General features: G+C 69.7%; 18 protein-coding genes. 6 read left to right on the top strand and 12 right to left on the bottom strand.

The annotated features are described in order from the left end of the window. Positions 1–2 precede the first annotated feature (2 nt). The 4 genes from EOT10_RS41145 to EOT10_RS04705 form a co-directional block, all read right to left on the bottom strand. A complete protein-coding gene (locus EOT10_RS41145) occupies positions 3–173 on the bottom strand; it encodes a hypothetical protein (protein WP_189491190.1) in 171 nt (56 codons plus the stop codon). Positions 174–191: 18 nt separating this feature from the next. Beyond that, complete coding sequence (locus tag EOT10_RS04715; protein ID WP_127826790.1) at positions 192–464, bottom strand: hypothetical protein; 273 nt, start codon at positions 462–464, stop codon at positions 192–194. 348 nt (positions 465–812) lie between these two features. Further along, entirely contained in the window at positions 813–1,223 is a 411-nt protein-coding gene (locus EOT10_RS04710) for a (R)-mandelonitrile lyase (RefSeq protein ID WP_127826789.1), read from the bottom strand. Positions 1,224–1,272: 49 nt separating this feature from the next. Further along, complete coding sequence (locus EOT10_RS04705; RefSeq protein ID WP_127826788.1) at positions 1,273–1,596, bottom strand: carboxymuconolactone decarboxylase family protein; 324 nt, start codon at positions 1,594–1,596, stop codon at positions 1,273–1,275. A 229-nt stretch (positions 1,597–1,825) separates the two neighbouring features. On the opposite strand from EOT10_RS04705, the gene EOT10_RS04700 reads away from it, so the two are divergent. Next, the gene (locus EOT10_RS04700; protein ID WP_127826787.1) at positions 1,826–2,719 is read left to right on the top strand and encodes a helix-turn-helix transcriptional regulator; all 894 of its coding nucleotides are present in this window, start codon (positions 1,826–1,828) and stop codon (positions 2,717–2,719) included. 802 nt (positions 2,720–3,521) lie between these two features. Here the strand turns inward: EOT10_RS04700 and EOT10_RS04695 are convergent. Continuing rightward, the gene (locus EOT10_RS04695; RefSeq protein WP_127826786.1) at positions 3,522–4,100 is read right to left on the bottom strand and encodes a TetR/AcrR family transcriptional regulator; all 579 of its coding nucleotides are present in this window, start codon (positions 4,098–4,100) and stop codon (positions 3,522–3,524) included. Between the two features lie 89 nt (positions 4,101–4,189). Between EOT10_RS04695 and EOT10_RS04690 the strand changes: the two genes are divergently transcribed. The 5 genes from EOT10_RS04690 to EOT10_RS42560 all read left to right on the top strand — a co-directional run bounded on the left by EOT10_RS04690 (position 4,190) and on the right by EOT10_RS42560 (position 7,235). Further along, a complete protein-coding gene (locus EOT10_RS04690; protein ID WP_127826785.1) occupies positions 4,190–4,636 on the top strand; it encodes an anthrone oxygenase family protein in 447 nt (148 codons plus the stop codon). A 232-nt stretch (positions 4,637–4,868) separates the two neighbouring features. Continuing rightward, on the top strand, positions 4,869–5,294 hold the full coding sequence (locus tag EOT10_RS04685) for a DUF4267 domain-containing protein (protein WP_127826784.1): 426 nt from the start codon (positions 4,869–4,871) through the stop codon (positions 5,292–5,294). A 289-nt stretch (positions 5,295–5,583) separates the two neighbouring features. Next, entirely contained in the window at positions 5,584–6,339 is a 756-nt protein-coding gene (locus EOT10_RS04680) for an alpha/beta hydrolase family protein (RefSeq protein ID WP_223280796.1), read from the top strand. Between the two features lie 305 nt (positions 6,340–6,644). Then, on the top strand, positions 6,645–7,106 hold the full coding sequence (locus EOT10_RS04675; RefSeq protein WP_127826782.1) for a hypothetical protein: 462 nt from the start codon (positions 6,645–6,647) through the stop codon (positions 7,104–7,106). A 6-nt stretch (positions 7,107–7,112) separates the two neighbouring features. Next, on the top strand, positions 7,113–7,235 hold the full coding sequence (locus EOT10_RS42560; protein ID WP_262985397.1) for a hypothetical protein: 123 nt from the start codon (positions 7,113–7,115) through the stop codon (positions 7,233–7,235). A 323-nt stretch (positions 7,236–7,558) separates the two neighbouring features. Here EOT10_RS42560 and EOT10_RS04670 read toward each other — a convergent pair whose 3' ends face one another. From EOT10_RS04670 to EOT10_RS41135, 7 genes are all read right to left on the bottom strand, one after another. Further along, positions 7,559–8,101, bottom strand: a complete 543-nt coding sequence (locus EOT10_RS04670; RefSeq protein WP_127826781.1) for an SUKH-4 family immunity protein — start codon at positions 8,099–8,101, stop codon at positions 7,559–7,561. 84 nt (positions 8,102–8,185) lie between these two features. Further along, entirely contained in the window at positions 8,186–9,646 is a 1,461-nt protein-coding gene (locus tag EOT10_RS41140) for a site-specific integrase (protein WP_189491184.1), read from the bottom strand. A 3-nt stretch (positions 9,647–9,649) separates the two neighbouring features. Further along, entirely contained in the window at positions 9,650–9,976 is a 327-nt protein-coding gene (locus tag EOT10_RS04655; protein ID WP_127826779.1) for a helix-turn-helix domain-containing protein, read from the bottom strand. Continuing rightward, a complete protein-coding gene (locus EOT10_RS04650; protein WP_127826778.1) occupies positions 9,976–11,094 on the bottom strand; it encodes a tyrosine-type recombinase/integrase in 1,119 nt (372 codons plus the stop codon). Before EOT10_RS04650 ends, EOT10_RS04655 begins: the two co-directional genes overlap by 1 nt. A 303-nt stretch (positions 11,095–11,397) precedes the next feature. Beyond that, a complete protein-coding gene (locus EOT10_RS04645) occupies positions 11,398–11,898 on the bottom strand; it encodes a universal stress protein (protein WP_127826777.1) in 501 nt (166 codons plus the stop codon). A gap of 5 nt (positions 11,899–11,903) precedes the next feature. Further along, the gene (locus tag EOT10_RS04640; RefSeq protein WP_127827308.1) at positions 11,904–13,160 is read right to left on the bottom strand and encodes an SLC13 family permease; all 1,257 of its coding nucleotides are present in this window, start codon (positions 13,158–13,160) and stop codon (positions 11,904–11,906) included. A 455-nt stretch (positions 13,161–13,615) separates the two neighbouring features. Beyond that, on the bottom strand, positions 13,616–15,663 hold a 2,048-nt coding region (locus EOT10_RS41135), incomplete at its 5' end, for a PLL family lectin (protein WP_488803544.1).

The raw sequence follows: 15,663 nt of genomic DNA, 5'->3' as shown, positions 1-15,663 counted from the left end.
GTTCACCCTTCGGCCGGGACACGGCCCGCGCCGGGTCCTGCGGGATGTACCTCCAGGTCGTGAGCCCGATTGCTCAGCGGACGACGTCCGGGGTAGGTGCGCTCGGCGATGACGGCGTCCCGTTCGTCGAACTCGCCGTAGAAGCAGAGCACCCGGGCCACCCACCAGGTCATCCGTAACGGCTGGGGCTGTCAGTGTTTGTGCAGCTCGGCCATATACGTATGGGCGGCGCCGCGATCCAGTTCCACGCTGTATCCGGCCAGCTCCTTGACCAGTTGCTCGGCAAGGGCGTTGAGGCTTCGGCTGCCTTCCGGCTTGATCCGCTCGCGGTCCAGCACCGTGAGTGCCGCCTTCTTCGAAGTACAGGCACGGATCTCGGCTGCAAGATCGACACGACGCGCCTGCGACCTGCCGCTTGGCGGACCCAACGGCCAGTGCAGCCGGGCCAGTTCGCTCCAGACCACCGCAGGATCCACACCGGCGCTCAGGGCGCCGTCTCCTCACCGCAGGCAGTGCTGTCCCGCAGTCTGACGCTCAGCCTCCAGAGCCAGGAACGCCTCCACGCTCTCCCTGAGCCTCTCGATATCTCGGGCCGTGCCATCGCATGCGACCACACTCCAACAACGCCCTGGCTTGCTGACGAGGACGACCAGCGGTTCTGGCGGGCCACGATGCCCGGCGTCGGGACGGGCACGTACGGGGAGGTGGAGGACCTGGCCCGCAAGCAACCGGGTGACCTTGAACAAGGTGATCACGCGGTGGCCGGACATGCTGACGGCCGCGGGTTCCCTGGTCAGGGCTGGGCTGGGCGGTCAGGCGACGGTGGCCTGAGCTTTTGCGTACTGCTCGTCGGTGACGGGCTCCAGCCAGGTGGTGCCGTCACCGTTGCCGTCGCCGACGACCATTGCGATGTGGGCCATGAGGGTGTTCTCGGTGGCGCCGTGCCAGTGCTCCTCACCGGCGGGGCACTTGACGGTCTCACCCGCGGTGACCTTCACGACGTGGCCGTCGCGGGTGCCGACCAGGCCAGTGCCGTCGGTGATGTAGAGGGTCTGGCCGTTGGCGTGGGTGTGCCAGTTGGTGCGGGCGCCAGGGGTGAAGCGGACCAGGCCGGCGGCCAGTCGGGCGGGCTCGGTCGGCGCCTCGATCATGTTGAGGTAGACGTCACCGGTGAACCGCTCCGCGGGGGCCTTGCCGGTCGGGGTCGAGGTGATGTGCTCCATGCTGACTGCTTCCTCAGTTCTGTACGGGTGGGGCGGGAGGGGATGCGGTTCAGGCGCTCGCGCGCTCGTCGGCGATCTTCTTGAGCTGGGTGATCGCGGTCATGGCGTTGGGCCAACCTGCGTAGAAGGCGAGGTGGGTGATGGCCTCGGACAAGTCCTCGACGCTCAGTCCGTTGTCCAGGGCGACACCGAGGTGGTAGCCAAGCTGCTCGCTGCGGTAGAGCGCGGCCAGCACGCTCACGGTGACAAGGCTCCGGTCGCGCGGGGAGAGCCCAGGGCGCTCCCAGACGTCGGCGAACAGGACGTCGTTGGTCACCTCGACCAGCTTGGGCGCAATGGCGGCCAGCTCCTGCGGCGCACGCTGCTTCGGCATGAAGTACGGGTCCTTCGATCTCAGCGGGTGGGTACGGTCCAGTACGGTCCACCCTGGGTGTTCCGGGCTCCCGCGGCAGCCCGTGGGCCGCTCGTCGGGGCGGCGCCGGCCGGTACGACCGGCGCCTGATATCGAGGAAACCTCAGGCCACCAGGGTGCAGAAGGGTCTGCCGTTACAGGTACTGACAGAACCCCCCACGCAGGGGCCCTTCGCCCTAGCCTGGAGGGCGTGAGCACTCAGGACGACATCCGCGCCTTCCTGGCCTCCCGCCGAGCCAAGATCACCCCGCAGCAGGCCGGACTGCCCGCCTACGGCGGTAACCGGCGCGTGCCCGGTCTGCGCCGCGAGGAAGTCGCCCTGCTCGCAGGCGTCAGCATCGACTACTACGTCCGCCTGGAGCGCGGCCACCTCGCCGGCGCCTCGGAGGAAGTCCTCGGCTCCGTCGCGAACGCCCTCCAGCTCGACGACGCCGAACGCGCCCACTTGCAGGACCTGGCCCGCGCCACCGCCAAACGCCCCGCCCGCCGCACCAGGCGGCCCCGCGGCCCTCTGCCCGACAGCGCCCTGCGTGTGCTGAACTCCATGAGCGACTGCCCCGCCTTCATCCGTAACGGCCGCCTCGACATCCTCGCCACCAACACTCTCGGCCGGGCCCTGTACAGCCCTCTCTACGCCGACGACATGCGGCAGCCGGCCAACATCGCCCGCTTCCAGTTCCTCGACCCGGCCGGGCCCGACTTCTTCCCTGCCTGGGACGAATCGGTGAACACCACCGTCTCCCTGCTGCGCACCGAGGCCGGCCGCGCGCCCGGTGACAGCGAACTGACCGGACTGATCGGCGAACTCGTCACCCGCAGCGAGGAGTTCCGCACCGCCTGGGCCAAGCACAACGTGCGCCTCCACTACGGCGGCCGCAAGTCCTTCCGTCATCCCGCCATCGGCGAGATCACCCTCGACTTCGACGCCATGGAACTGCCCGCCCAGCCCGGCCTCACCCTCACCGCCTACAGCGCGCCCCACAACACCCCCGACCACGACAAGCTCCAGCTTCTCGCCGCCTGGGCCGCCACCGAAAACCCGCAACAGACCACGACTCGGGAACCGGCCGACCCCCAGGCTTAGCCGCGTCCGTCTCCGGCGCGCCGACCCACACCCCCTGGCCAAGACGTTCCATCGATCCGCAGGCTGCCGAAGGGCTACCTGTCACCTGGTTCGCCGCTCGTTCACGGCGCCCCCATGTGACGGCTGCCGTAGACGACCCGGACCTCCTCAGTTGCTCGCAGGCGGGCCCTCGGGGCCCACGCCCCTGCCCTGAAGAGCGCGCACCGTTGGCCCACCTGAACCGCAGTGAGCCCCACACAGAGCACCCCAGCGTGGGCCGTTCGGGTGGCACTGTCTGGCTTGCCCGGCCCCCTGGCCGATCGGCTCCGCGCATCCCAGCCCCAGTTGGCGGCCTCTGAATTCGGCCTCGACTCGCTGCCGCTGCACGTGGCTTGGGCAGAGGCCCCCCGAAGCCCCGTCCGGCCGCCGGCACTGGCCGACGAGGTACTCATCGCCTACACGCCGAGCGGGCGCCCGCCGCCACCGCCGCGGATCCTGGCCGCGCGGTACAGGCCCGCAGCCTGCTCGCGGTCGCTGACCCGCTGCCCTCCCGGGCGAGGCTGCCGCTGCCCTCCCGGCTGAGGCTGCCCGCCGCCCGTTCGGCTCTTCAGCTCGGTCTGGGCCGGACAGCTGGAGACACCGGTGAAGAGCGACGCCGCCACGGCAGTGACTCCAGGTGCGATGCGGCCGACCTCGCCGTCGGCCGCCGCAGCAACGGCCCCGCCTCAGCTGCCCCGACCGGAAGCGTTGCCGCAGGCAGGTAGGTAGGTAGGCAGGCAGGGTCCGAGGGGCGGCCCGGCTGTGTGCCTGCCTGGATGGTGTGTCAGGCGATGGCGAGCCGGTCCACCACCAGCTCCACCCTGCGCTCGGTGTCCTCCGGCGGGAGCCGTCCCGCGCGGGTCAGGGTGGCCAGTCCGTGCAGGGCCGCCCAGAACGTCTCGGTGAACAGTCCCGGGTGAACGCCGTCCCCGGCGACCTCGCCCAGGCTCTCCAGCAGCGCGGCGAAGGCGTCCTTCAGCGGCTCCGGGGTGTCCTCCTGCGCGTACGCCAGACCACCGTCGAGCTGGAACAGGGCGTCGTAGACCGCTGGGTTGCGTGCCGCGAAGTCGAGGTACGCGTGGGCGAGCGCGGCGACCCGGGCGCGGGGCCCATCCGCGGCAGCGGTCGCGGCCCGCACCGCCACGGCCATCTCGGTGGCGCCCTGGAGCGCGACGGCGCCGATGATCTCCCGCTTGCCGCGGAAGTGGCTGTAGAGGACGGGCTGGCTGTACTCGATGCTCTCGGCGAGCCGGCGGGTGGTGACCGCGTCCCAGCCCTGCTGCTCGGCGAGTTCGCGGGCCGTGGCCACGATGAGGCGTTCGCGCTCCGCCCGTTCACGCTGCTTGCGTTCCTGTACCGACATGATTCGATCCTAGCATCGCTAGACAACCGAGCGATAGCAGCACTATCGTTGCCTCATCAGCTAGCAACGCTAGATTCTGGAGGGGCATCATGCTCAACGCACTCGAGGTGTTCACCACCGTGACTGTCGGGCTGATGGTGGGGGTGGAGTTCTCCGTCGTCTTCGTCATGAACCGGATCCTGGACGCGCTTCCCGAGGACAGCCGCCAGCTCGGCCACGCCCACGGCGGCCGGATGCTCGGCGCCGTGATGCCGGTCTGGTACATCGGCTCGGTCGTCCTCGTCGCGGTCTGGGCCGTCGCCGGATGGGGCCACCCCGGCACCGGCCTCGTCGTCACCGCCGCCGGACTGCTGATCGTCAGCGTGGTCATGTCGGTGGTGCTGCTCGTCCCGATCAACAACCGGAACAAGACCTGGACCCCCGAGAACCGGCCCGCCGACTGGAAGCAGCAACTGCACCGCTGGGAGCGCTACCACTACGCCCGCGTCGCCGTCATCATCGCCGCCTTCACCCTGCTCGTCGCCGCCCTCGTCTGAGCCCGCGGGCCGACGCCGCGCCGGTGGCGCACGATCCCCGTTCCCCGGGCGGCAGCAGGCAGCCGAACTGCCTCCATCCGGGAACGCAGCTGCCGCTCAGACCCCACAACGGCGATCCCGGCCAACCACTCCCCTCGATCAGCCGCGTCCGCGCGGCCTGATCAGGCCTCACACGACTCAGCACGCTCCACGAAGTTCACCAAGCCGACGAAGACTCGCAAGGAGAACAGCAATGTCGCTGAAGAAGATCAACACCGTCCTGGCCGCCGCTTTCATCCTCTTCATCCTCTGGTTCGGGTCGGAGTTCATCCTGATCCCGGAGACGGTGGCGCCGACCTTCGGCCTGCCGAGCTGGCCGTCCGGCGACGGCGGCGGCTTCCTGATCGTCAAGGGAACCCGCGACGTCGTCATGGCCCTGGTCCTGGGCATCCTGCTGGTGACGGGGCATCGCCGGGCGCTGGGCTGGGCGATGCTGGTGGAGGCCTTCGCCGCGTACGGCGACATGACCAACGTGCTGGCCCACCACGGCTCCGTAGCCACCGCGCTGGGCGTCCACTGCCTGACCGCGACCCTGATGGTGGTCAACGGCCTGCTGATACTGCGCGAGACCCGCACCGTCGTGGCCGCTTCGGTGACGCCCGCCCGGCAGCCCGCCTGACGCCACCCTGGTGCGTGTGTCGATACTCGCCCGGGCGGATCTCCAGCCGTCGGCCCGCCCGCGTGGCGGCGCGTGGCCGCTGGTGGGTGGCGGAGGGTTGCCGGGTCCTCCACTGAGCGGTTGGCGTCTTGCCTGTCGAGACTGGTGATCAGCACGTGGCATGCTGCTCGTCGGCTAGCGGTGGCGCCGGCTGGTGTCGCTCGTGTCCCGTGCGGGCGCCGAGCGGGCCGCCGCCCCTTGTCCCACTGATCGATTTCTGCCTAGGTGAGCACCACAGATGAAAGAAAAAGTGCGATTCCCGAGCGTCGTCGGCCCCGAACTTGCCGGGGTGATCGACCTGCCGGAGGGCAAGGTCCGGGGCTGGGGGCTCTTCGTCCACGGCTTCACCCTCGGCAAGGACTCGCCGGCCGCCTCGCGCGTCAGCAAGCAGCTGGCCCGCGAGGGCATCGGCATGCTGCGCTTCGACAATCTCGGCATCGGAGACTCCGACGGTGACTGGGGAGACGGTTCCTTCACCGTCAAGGTGCAGGACACGGTCCGCGCCGCGGCATTCATGGCCGAGCGCGGGACACCCGTGGACCTGCTGGTGGGGCACTCGTGGGGAGGCGCCGCCGCCCTCGCCTCCGCCGGCGAGATGCCCGGCCTGCGCGCGCTGGCCACGATCGCCGCACCCGTCGACCCCAGCCACGTCGAGCGGCAGTACGACTCGGTCCTGGACCGCGTGCTCAGCGACGGGGCGCACGAGTGGTTCGTCGGGGGGCGGACCCTCGTCCTCAAGCGCGCCTTCGTCGAGGACGTGCGCAAGGCACACCTGCGCGACCGGATCGGCGAGCTGAACGTTCCGCTCCTCGTCGCGCACTCCCCCACCGACTCCACCGTCGACATCTCCAATGCCGCGGAGATCTTCCAAGAGGCCCGGCACCCGCGCAGTTTCATCTCGCTCGAAGGGGCGGACCATCTGCTGACCGCGCGAGGGCAGGCACAGCGGGCCGCGCACATCATCAGCGCCTGGGCCGACCAGTACCTCGGCGAGGCACGGCGCTGAGCAACGGCCGCATCTGCCGGGGCCGGTGCTTGCCGCTCGCCCCGGCACGTGCGGCTGCCCGCCCACACCCTGCCGCGGCGGGGTACCTCCCAGGGGCGGCTGCTCGCCCACGCGCCCAGGAGCCGGATCGCGACCATCGGCGCCTCGCCGTGATCGGCGACATGGGCGCGGATCTCCGCGGGAACCGACCGCTGCCGCTCGCCTGTGCGTGGCGCTCGACGTGGCCGACGGCCGCCGCATCGCCGAGGCGACAGATGAGGCCGGCGGCACGTCACCAGGGCATCGGGAAAGGCGAAGTACGGAACATGGAACTGGAACTGCTGCCGCTGGTCGGTGTCGGGCCGCTGCGGCTCGGCATGTCGGCGCGGGAGGCGCGCGACGCGGTCCCGGCGTGGGGGCTGCTGCGGGTCGCCTCCAGTGACCCGGAGCCGGGGCAGATCCTGCTCAAGCACGACCCGTCCGGCCTGAACGTGATGCTGGGCTTCACCAAGGGCGCGCTGAGCGGCGTGGAGCTGTTCCGGTTCCTCGACGAGGACGCCGACGTACGCGTACTCCTCGACGGTCTCGACGTCTTCCGCACCCCGAGTGCGGACCTCTTCGAGCTGTTCGCGGAGCGGGGCCACGAGATCACCGAGAACGACCTCGGCTTCGACGAGCTGCCGGATCTGAAGGTCGTCCTCGCCAACCAGAGCAGCTACGAGTACCCGGTGGACGAGGACGGGGATCCTCTCTACTACGACTACGTGCGCCTCGCGGACCAGATCTGACGCACGGTGAACCACCGTAGAACCCAGCCCGGCGCAGGCTGGGCCCGGGCCGCGATCGAGCGGGCCTGGTCGGGTCCGCACGGAGCCGGACACCACTGGCAGCCCCTGGAGTCGGGCCTCGACGGCTAGAGCTTCACGCCCGACTTCCCGACGTACGTCTCCGGACACCTCGGAGTCGGCGGGGCCTGGGCCGGGATCCTGCGGAACTACTTGGTGGCCCCCTAGGAACTGAACAGGGAACCCACAGGGAACCGTTGCAGCTGTCAGAATTTTTGGCAGACGCTACGTCCTCGGTCCGTTCAACGAGCGTGTCCACCGCCGCGTCGGCGGTGCCGTCGAGGACCGGCTGTGGGACTGGTGGGCTCGCATGTTGCGGTGTCGCGTATTCGCGAGCCGCTCGACTCGCGGGACACGGTGAGTGATCGCTTGGGGATCGTGGCGGCCGCGGGTAACTACCAGAGCCAGCGGTCGAGGAACTCGGCCCAGATGAAACCGTTGTAGCCGTCGAAGGCAGGTGGATCGATCTTCTTGAGTTCGTCAGCGAGCATGCTGAGCTCGGCCAGGGCTTCCTCCTCGCGGTCATCCGGATCGCTGAGGATCTCGGACTCGCTGACGTGCCGGCCGTAGTGGTGAAGGGTCCGCAGCCAGAGGTCGATGGAGGAGTTGGCGAACCATGCCTCGCCTTGCGGAAGGACGTAGTGGACCGTGCCTGTCCCGGGTTCGACGCCGAACGACCATTCCATGCCGGGCACGAGGTTGCCATGGTGATTCTGGGTTAGGCGGTAGAGCGACCTACCATCTGACGTCTGGAGTGCTGGAGCCGCTTCCACCTGGAACGATACGTACTCGATCAACTGGTCGACGATGGGGATCCCGACATCAACCAGTAGTGCCTTCTGATCCTCGGGGATCTGCCAGCCCGACACGACTTCCGAGTCTGCCCTTGTGACGTTCCCTGTGCCGGCCCAGGCAGTGAGCTCGTCAAACGTTGTCATGTGAGAGTCCTTCCGCGGCTGGCTGCGATGCGGACCCTATCGAGCGGGGCTGACAGGCACGTGGCCCCATCGAGGACGCACTCCTCAGTGGTCGCCGGGGGCGTATCGGCTCCAGGTTCCGCCGGCCTCGGTGACCAGGCGGGTAGTGGTCTTGTCGTGATAGCCGAGTGCCTTCGCGATGACGGGGGCCGGGGCTTGGAGGACGAGGTGCCGGATTGCGGAGGCCCTGCCGCGCTGCGGCGGGACGCCGATCTCGCGCAGATGGACCTGGAGGCTGACCGGGTTCATCGGCTGTCCGGGCTGGCGGCCGGGGAAGAGCCATTGTGAGCTTCTGCTGCTGGCGTAGGGCAGGTGCTGGCGGGACCGGATGTAGGCCCGCATCAGGTCGGCGACGGGCGCCGGCAGCGGGGACGGTGGGTCTCCCAACTGGACGGTGACGGTGATCTCGTCGTCGGTGACGTCGTTGATGGTGAGGCGGACGATGCGGCTGACGGGTTGCGCATAGAGGAGAACGAGCGCGGCGGCGACCCTGGCCCGCAGGGGCAAGGAGTCGTCATTGAGGACGCGGCGGAGCATCGCGAGCCGGCGGTGCTGGTGCAGCGGTTCCGGGTCCTGGGTGATGACGGCGGGCGGCAGCGTGAGGCGGGGCATCCGGCCGGTCCTCATGCACCACCGCAGGAATGACTGGGACGGACGGCGGGTGGCCAGGCTCTCGGTGTGCCAGGCGTCGATGTCGGACTGCTGGCACTGCCCGATGGCACGTCCTTGGCTGGCGAGCCATGCGAGGAAGGCACCGGCCTGGGTGACTTCCTGCTTGGTGTGGTTGGTCTGGGAGCGTCCCAGTGGTGCCTTCTCTGCCTTTGCCCGCAGGCGCCGCATCTGGTGCCAGGTGGCGAAGTGCCGGAGAAGCTGACGGTGCTCGGGCTCCTCGATGGTGGCGAGCCGTTCGGTCAGCCACCGCTGGTAGAGGAGGAGCTGCCGGTCGAGGCGTGGCAGGACTCCGCTGTCCATCAGCAGGTCACGCAGGTGAGTAACGGTTCGCCAGGGGGTTTCCTGGTGCAGCCCGTCGTGGGTGAGTGGGATGCTGCCGGTGGCCAGTCCCTGGAGGAGGCGGACGACGTTGGAGTTGCGCAGCCAGATCAGTCGGCTCTTGGGCCGGTCCATCTCCAGCAGGGTCTTGACCAGCGGCAGGAACGCCGGAGCGACACGGCCAGTGCCGTCGTCGAGGAGGTGGGCGAGCGTGTCGGCGAGGGTGCAGTGTTCGCAAAGACGCCCGCCGAGTAGGAGCCCCTCGAAGCCGCAGCGATCACAGAAGAAGTCGCGGACGATGCCCGCGCAGTCGCGGCAGATCGGTGTGCCATCGGTGTCCCGCCCGGGCAGCAGCCGGTCGGTGCCGCAACAGGGGCAGCGGCCGCGGACGCGCATCGCGCGTTCGTAGCAGGTCCGGCAGATCGGGCCGTCCGACCACTCGGCGGACTTCGAGGCCCGACGGCCGCAGCGTGCGCAGTCACGGATCATCCACCGCTCGTACTCCTCCGGCGTCACCGCTCACCCCTCCGGCGTCAGCCGGACCCGTGTGGGTCGCCGGGCGGCCAGGTTGATCGGAGACTCTTCGCCGGCGGCGCGGCGGGCCGGGAGGTTCTGGGCCGAGGTGGTGATCAGGTCGGTGGGCGTGCAGTCGAGGATGTCACAGAGGGTGGCCAGCACCGGCAGGGAGAGCCGTTCCGGGGTGCCGGAGACCAGGCGGTGGACCTGAGAGGAGGACAGCGTGATGCCGCGTTCGGTCAGGTGCGGCATGAGCTCGGCGACAGTGAACATGCCGCGGGCGGCCATCAGCTCGCGCAGGCGCCACCGGTAGCTGATCTGGCGTGGCATCAGGAGGTCCTTCCCGGCCGCAGAGCGGCCTCGATGGTGGCGTCCAGGACGCGGCGCAGGGAGCGAGTGCGGAAGTCGGAGGAGACGCAGGTGTAGATCGCGGTGGTGGAGGCGTGGGCATGGCCGACCTGCTGCTGGACGAACAGTGGGTCGTGGCCGTCCTCGATCAGGTGGGTGATGTAGGACCTGCGCAGCGAGTGGAACTCCAGCGCGGGGTCCAGGCCGACGGCGTCCCGGTAGGCGGCGAAGCGGGAGTCCAGCCGCTGGACCCCGATTCGCGGGCCTCGCTCGGACGGCCAGAGGGCCCGGCTTGGCGAATGCCGCATCCCGGGCCGGACTTCGCTGATCCATTCCTCGATCGTGCCGGGTGTCCAGCGCCAGACGGTCAGCACGCTGCGGCGCTTGGGCGGCGAGCCCTTCTTGGCCTTGCCGTAGCGGACCAGCAGGGTGCCGTACTCACCGAACTCCCGGCCTTCTGGGTTGCGGCCGAAGTCGGTGAGGTCGAGCATCCGGGTCTCGTTGCGTCGCAGGCCGTAGGCGTACGCGACCTTGAACAGGGCGGCGTCCCGGAAGGCCGGCAGCCAGCCCTTGCGGCCCTTGCCGCGAACACGCAGCACTTCCTCGTCGGCGTGGTCGAAGAACGCTTCCAGCTCGGGCCGGGTGAAGGCCCGTCGTTCCGGCTCGCCCTCGGCTTCGTCGGCGTGCGTGGCAGCGTTCCAGTCGTAGACCACCTGGACAGGGTGGGTACCGAAGTGCCGCAGGCACTCGTCGCTCCAGCCGTAGGCCGGGTTGGTCAGGAAGTCGCAGAACTGCCGCACGGAGCCCTGGTAGTTGCGCAGGGTGGAGCGGACGCATCCGTGCACGGCCCGCAGATCGGCCGACCACTCATCGACGTGCTGCGGCGTCCACTGCCACGGCATCGCGTCAGCGTGCCGGGTGAAGGCGCGGACCGTGCGTTCCTGGTCATCGACGTATCCCGGCGAGAGGTTCCGGGCGAGCTGCTGGTTGCGCCAGCCTTTGATCATCGCCTCGAAGACCTGCTCGTCCGGCCGCAGCAACGGCAGACCGTCGATCAGGTGCAGCCGAGCAGACCCTGGAACGAGACCGTCCCCACCCATCCGCCATCACTCTCCGTCTATCGCATCTGACGCGAGAATTTCGCATCAGATGCGACTCGGAGGCGTCTTCGCAGTTCAATCGCTCGATGGAGTGAGGCCCGCAGATGGCAGCCAACAAGACCGCTACCGGTGACTCCGAGGCCAACGGCCCTGCTCGGACCGCTTCCGTACAGTCTCCGGCCAGCTGCCAGGACGAGTGTCGCCTATTCGCATCCGATGCAATTGGCGTCGGTGGGACCATCGGTACAGCCGTTGGCGCCAAGGACTTGATCTTGAGCGGTGGAGGGACCGGCCTGGCTGCCGCTAGCGGTGGTGCGGCGGGTGGGGTGGCGGTGGCGGGATGTTGACCGTACTGGGTGCGGTCTCCGGCCAGACCAGCAGGACGGGGCAGGGGGCATGGTCGACGATGAACCGGCTGGCGGGGCCGAGGCTGCGGGGGCCGAGGTGGGTGCGGTCCCCGTCGCGGGCGAGGATGAGCAGGTCGGCGCCTTCTGCGGCGGCCACGACTTCCCGTTCGACACGGCCCGAGCGCTCTTGCCGGGTGCACGGGCGTCCCAGCCGCTCGGCCGCGCCGGCCAGGAGCTGTTCGGCGGAGGCGGCGGCCAGGTGTTCCACCGCGGTGCCGGGATCGCGGTCGGGACGTGCCCGGCCCAGCAGTCCGGCATAGGCACCGTGCGCGGCGCCGGGCACCTCGTGGCCGGTGACGTGCAGCAGCACCAGGTCGGCGTCTGCGGGCGCGTGGGTGCGCGCGGCATCGACGCAGGCGGGCCAGGTGCCCTCCACGATCCAGACGATGACGGTCACGGTGTTCAGCCTCCGATCGCTTGCAGTGAGACCCACAGTGCCACCACCGAGAGCAGCAGGGCGGCGGGCACGGCGAACAGGCCGAGCCGGGTGAACTCGCCCAGTTCCACGTCGGTGTCGTGTTCGCGCACGATGCGCCGCCACAGCAGGGTGGCCAGGGAGCCGGCGTAGGTGAGGTTCGGGCCGATGTTCACCCCGAGGAGCACGGCCAGGACGGCGCCCGGTCCGGTGGGGGCGGTCAGCGGCAGCAGCACCAGGACGGCGGGCAGGTTGTTGATGACGTTCGCCAGTACGGCTGCCAGTGCCGCGAGGGCCAAAAGGGCCGGCAGGCCGGTGCCGCCGGGAACCAGATGGCCCAGCGCGGCCCCGAGGCCGTTGTCGACCACCGCGCGGACCACGATGCCCAGCGCCAGCACGAAGGCGCAGAACGGGAGGGCCGCGGCCCGGACGATCGCCGTGGGGGTGGTGCGGCGCTGGGCCAGGGCACGGGCCGCCAGGACGGCCGCGCCTGCGGCCGCCGCCCAGGCCGGGTTGATGCCGAGTGCCGAGGTCAGCACGAAGCCCGCCAGGGTGCCCGCCACCGTGAGCAGGGCGAACAGCGGCAGTTCGCGGGGCTCGTCGGCGGGCGGGGCCTCGGCGCCCGCGTCCAGGTCGGTGGCGAAGAAGCGGCGGATCACCAAGTACTCGGCGCCGATCGCGACCAGCCACGGCAGAACCATCAGCGCGGCGAAGCGGGTGAAGCTCAGGCCGCTCGCGGCGAACGCCAGCAGGTTGGTGAGGTTGGAGACCGGCAGGAGCAGCGAGGCGGTGTTCGACAGGTGGGTGCAGGCGTAGACGTGCGGTTTCGCGCGGGCGCCGAGCCGGGCGGCGGTGGCGAACACCACCGGGGTCAGCAGCACCACCGTGGCGTCCAGGCTGAGCACCGCGGTGATCAGCGAGGCGGCCACGAAGACGAGGACGAGAAGGCGGCGGGGCCGGCCGGCCGCCCTGCGGGCCATCCAGGCGCCGCAGGCGTGGAACAGGCCTTCGTCGTCGCACAGCTGGGCCAGGACCAGGACGGCCGCGAGGAAGCCGATCACCGGGCCCAGCCGGGCGGCCTCGGCCGCCGCGTGCGAGAGGGAGATCGAGCCGGTGGCGATGACCACTCCGGCGGCGGGGACGGCCACGACCGCCTCCGGCCAGCCCCACGGCCGGATCACCGCGCAGGCCAGCACCGCCAGGAGCAGGACGACGGACAATGCTTCTGCGAGTGAGGCGTTCAGGGGTGGAGCCTTTCCGGGGGGAGTGCCGACTTTTTCCGGGTGGAGTGCCAGCGTTTCCGGGTGGAGTGCCGGCGTGAGAAGTTCGTCGTACACCTTCGCGCGTACGGTCGCGACGTCATCCACGGGGGTGTCCTGTGGCGTTCGGGTGGGGCTGGGTCCGGAGCCGTTCGCGCAGGTCGACCTCGTCGGGGGTGAGCGGGTCCTCGGGCCGACGGCCCAGCGTCATTACGCCCGGCACGGCGCCTAGGCCCCGGACGCCAGAAAGCCGGGGCCCGTCGGATGACGAGCCCCGGCCCCGGCCTGCGGCACCGACTACCCCGGAACTCGACCCCCGCCGCCCGCTCGCGCAGCTCGGCCCTGCGCGCCTTCCCCGAAGCCATGCGCGGCAGCACGAACGCGAACTCCACCACCCTGAACCGCTGCCGCACTGCGCGGGCCCGGTCGATCGCTCCCGGTCAGGCCTGGCCGACCCGGATGTGGTCGCGGATATAGGTGAAGTACGGGTCACCGGGGTTCATGGGCGTCCTGTTGGGCGCGGCGTCGATGGAGGTACCGCCGAACCACTGGTCCACGATGGCAGCCTGCTGTTCGAGGTTGTAGCCGGACCAGGCGAGTCCGGGCCCCGGATATGCGTAGACGTTCTCCCCCACCTGGTTGTTGGCCTGGTTGACGACCGCCTGGCAGACCAGCCCGGGCAGGAAGGAGGAATGGGCAATCTGCCAGGCATGAGTCAGCTCGTGGATGAGCAACTGTCCCTTGGCCCGGTAGTTGGCGTTGGTGTAGGTCGTCGGGGCCACGTAGGCGGCACCGCCCAGGTTGACGTAGATCCGGCCGTCGGCGCCCGGAATGGTGAAGGCCCGGCCGCCCAGTCCCGCGAGGTTGGTCAGGGTGATCCGGTCGGCGGGCAGGGACCCGCTGAAGACCGCGTCGTCGGCGAACTGCGCCTCGTCCGGGGCCAGCGGCCGCTGGTCGATCAACTCGTTCGTCATCGCACCCACCACGACGCCGTCGGCGATCGCCATCACCACGCCGCCGCCGAAGGCGAAGACCACGACACCGGAGACCAGCCCGAAGGTGCCACCCAGGCCGAGGTCGCCGAGCAGTTGACCGGCCTCCGAGCCGAGGGCGATGACCGTGCCGAGGGCACCGCCGACCGCTCCGGCCCCCACGTCCAGGATCGCCTTGGCGATGTCGTCGACCACGCCGGCAACGCCGGTCACTGAGTAGTCCTTGGACACCGAGAAGCGTCCGTTCGCGACGGCGTCCCAGTTGTCCTTGATGAAGGGGCTGAATCCGTCGTCGGTGTGGTCGTCGTTGCGGTCGCCGGAGGTGAATGTGCCTCCGACGTGACCGCCGTGCTGGGCGACCAGCGACAGGCCATTGGTCGAGACCAGGGCCGAGGTGACCTGGAAGTCGTAGCCGACCGCGCCACTGTCGTGCATGTGGAAGGTCGAGGTCCACGTCCCGTCGCGGCGCACCGTGATGGAACTGTTCCCGCCCAGGGCGGTACCCGCCGGCGTGACCACGTCCTGGGAGAACTTCTTCTCGTCCGGCTCCAAGGCCCGCCAGTTGTTGCTAAGGCCCGTCCAATCGGACCCGTTCTGCCACACATTGGTCCAGATGCGGTTGTCGTTCCCTGCGATGAAGAGGTCAAGGTTGTCGGGCGTGCGGGCAGCCGCCGTCACCGGGGCTCCGGCCGGGAAGTAGCCGCCGATGGGGCGCCAGTTGTTGTTGACACCCGACCAGTCCTGACCCTCGTACCACCACTCCGTGTACACGACGCCGTCGTTCCCGGAGATGAACAGGTCGATGCTGTTGGGCGACTTGGCGATCGCCGTCACCGGGGCTCCGACGGGGAAGAACCCGCCGATGGGCCGCCAGTTGTTGTTGACGCCGGACCAGTCCTGGCCGTCGTACCACCACTGCGTGTAGACGACACCGTCGTTCCCGGTGAGGAACAGATCCAGGTTTCCGGCGTTGCGAGACGTGACGGCAACGGGTACACCCGAGGGGAAGTAGCCGCCTATGGGCCGCCAGTTGTTGTTGACACCCGACCAGTCCTGACCCTCGTACCACCAGGAGGTGTAGACGACACCGTCGTTCCCGGTCAGGAACAGGTCGATGCTGCTGGGCGACTTGGCGATCGCCGTCACCGGGGCTCCGGCGGGGAAGAACCCGCCGATGGGGCGCCAGTTGTTGTCGACACCCGACCACTCCTGACCCTCGTACCACCAGGAGGTGTAGACGACACCGTCGTTCCCGGTGATGAAGAGGTCGAGATTGCCGGCGTTGCGCGAGGTCGCCGCGACCCTCGCCCCGGGCGGGAAGTAGCCGCCGATGGGGCGCCAGTTGTTGTCGACACCCGACCAGTCCTGGCCCTCGTACCACCAGGAGGTGTAGACGACACCGTCGTTCCCGGTCAGGAACAGGTCGATGCTGCTGGGCGACTTGGCGATCGCCGTCACCGGGGCTCCGGCGGGGAAGAACCCGCCGATGGGGCGCC

This window comes from Streptomyces antnestii (genome assembly GCF_004005495.1).
GTDB classification, from domain to species: domain Bacteria; phylum Actinomycetota; class Actinomycetes; order Streptomycetales; family Streptomycetaceae; genus Streptomyces; species Streptomyces antnestii.
The sequence above is the reverse complement of the archived record's forward strand: the minus strand, read 5'-3'. Positions and strand labels throughout refer to the sequence as shown.

Excerpts from the sequence above, each read along its gene's own strand:
- EOT10_RS04670 (WP_127826781.1), bottom strand. The coding sequence starts at position 8,101 with ATGACAACGTTTGACGAGCTCACTGCCTGGGCCGGCACAGGGAACGTC.
- EOT10_RS04710 (WP_127826789.1), bottom strand. The coding sequence starts at position 1,223 with ATGGAGCACATCACCTCGACCCCGACCGGCAAGGCCCCCGCGGAGCGG.
- EOT10_RS04685 (WP_127826784.1), top strand. The coding sequence starts at position 4,869 with ATGTCGCTGAAGAAGATCAACACCGTCCTGGCCGCCGCTTTCATCCTC.
- EOT10_RS41145 (WP_189491190.1), bottom strand. The coding sequence starts at position 173 with ATGACCTGGTGGGTGGCCCGGGTGCTCTGCTTCTACGGCGAGTTCGAC.
- EOT10_RS04655 (WP_127826779.1), bottom strand. The coding sequence starts at position 9,976 with ATGCCACGCCAGATCAGCTACCGGTGGCGCCTGCGCGAGCTGATGGCC.
- EOT10_RS04695 (WP_127826786.1), bottom strand. The coding sequence starts at position 4,100 with ATGTCGGTACAGGAACGCAAGCAGCGTGAACGGGCGGAGCGCGAACGC.
- EOT10_RS04650 (WP_127826778.1), bottom strand. The coding sequence starts at position 11,094 with ATGGGTGGGGACGGTCTCGTTCCAGGGTCTGCTCGGCTGCACCTGATC.
- EOT10_RS04705 (WP_127826788.1), bottom strand. The coding sequence starts at position 1,596 with ATGCCGAAGCAGCGTGCGCCGCAGGAGCTGGCCGCCATTGCGCCCAAG.
- EOT10_RS04675 (WP_127826782.1), top strand. The coding sequence starts at position 6,645 with ATGGAACTGGAACTGCTGCCGCTGGTCGGTGTCGGGCCGCTGCGGCTC.
- EOT10_RS04690 (WP_127826785.1), top strand. The coding sequence starts at position 4,190 with ATGCTCAACGCACTCGAGGTGTTCACCACCGTGACTGTCGGGCTGATG.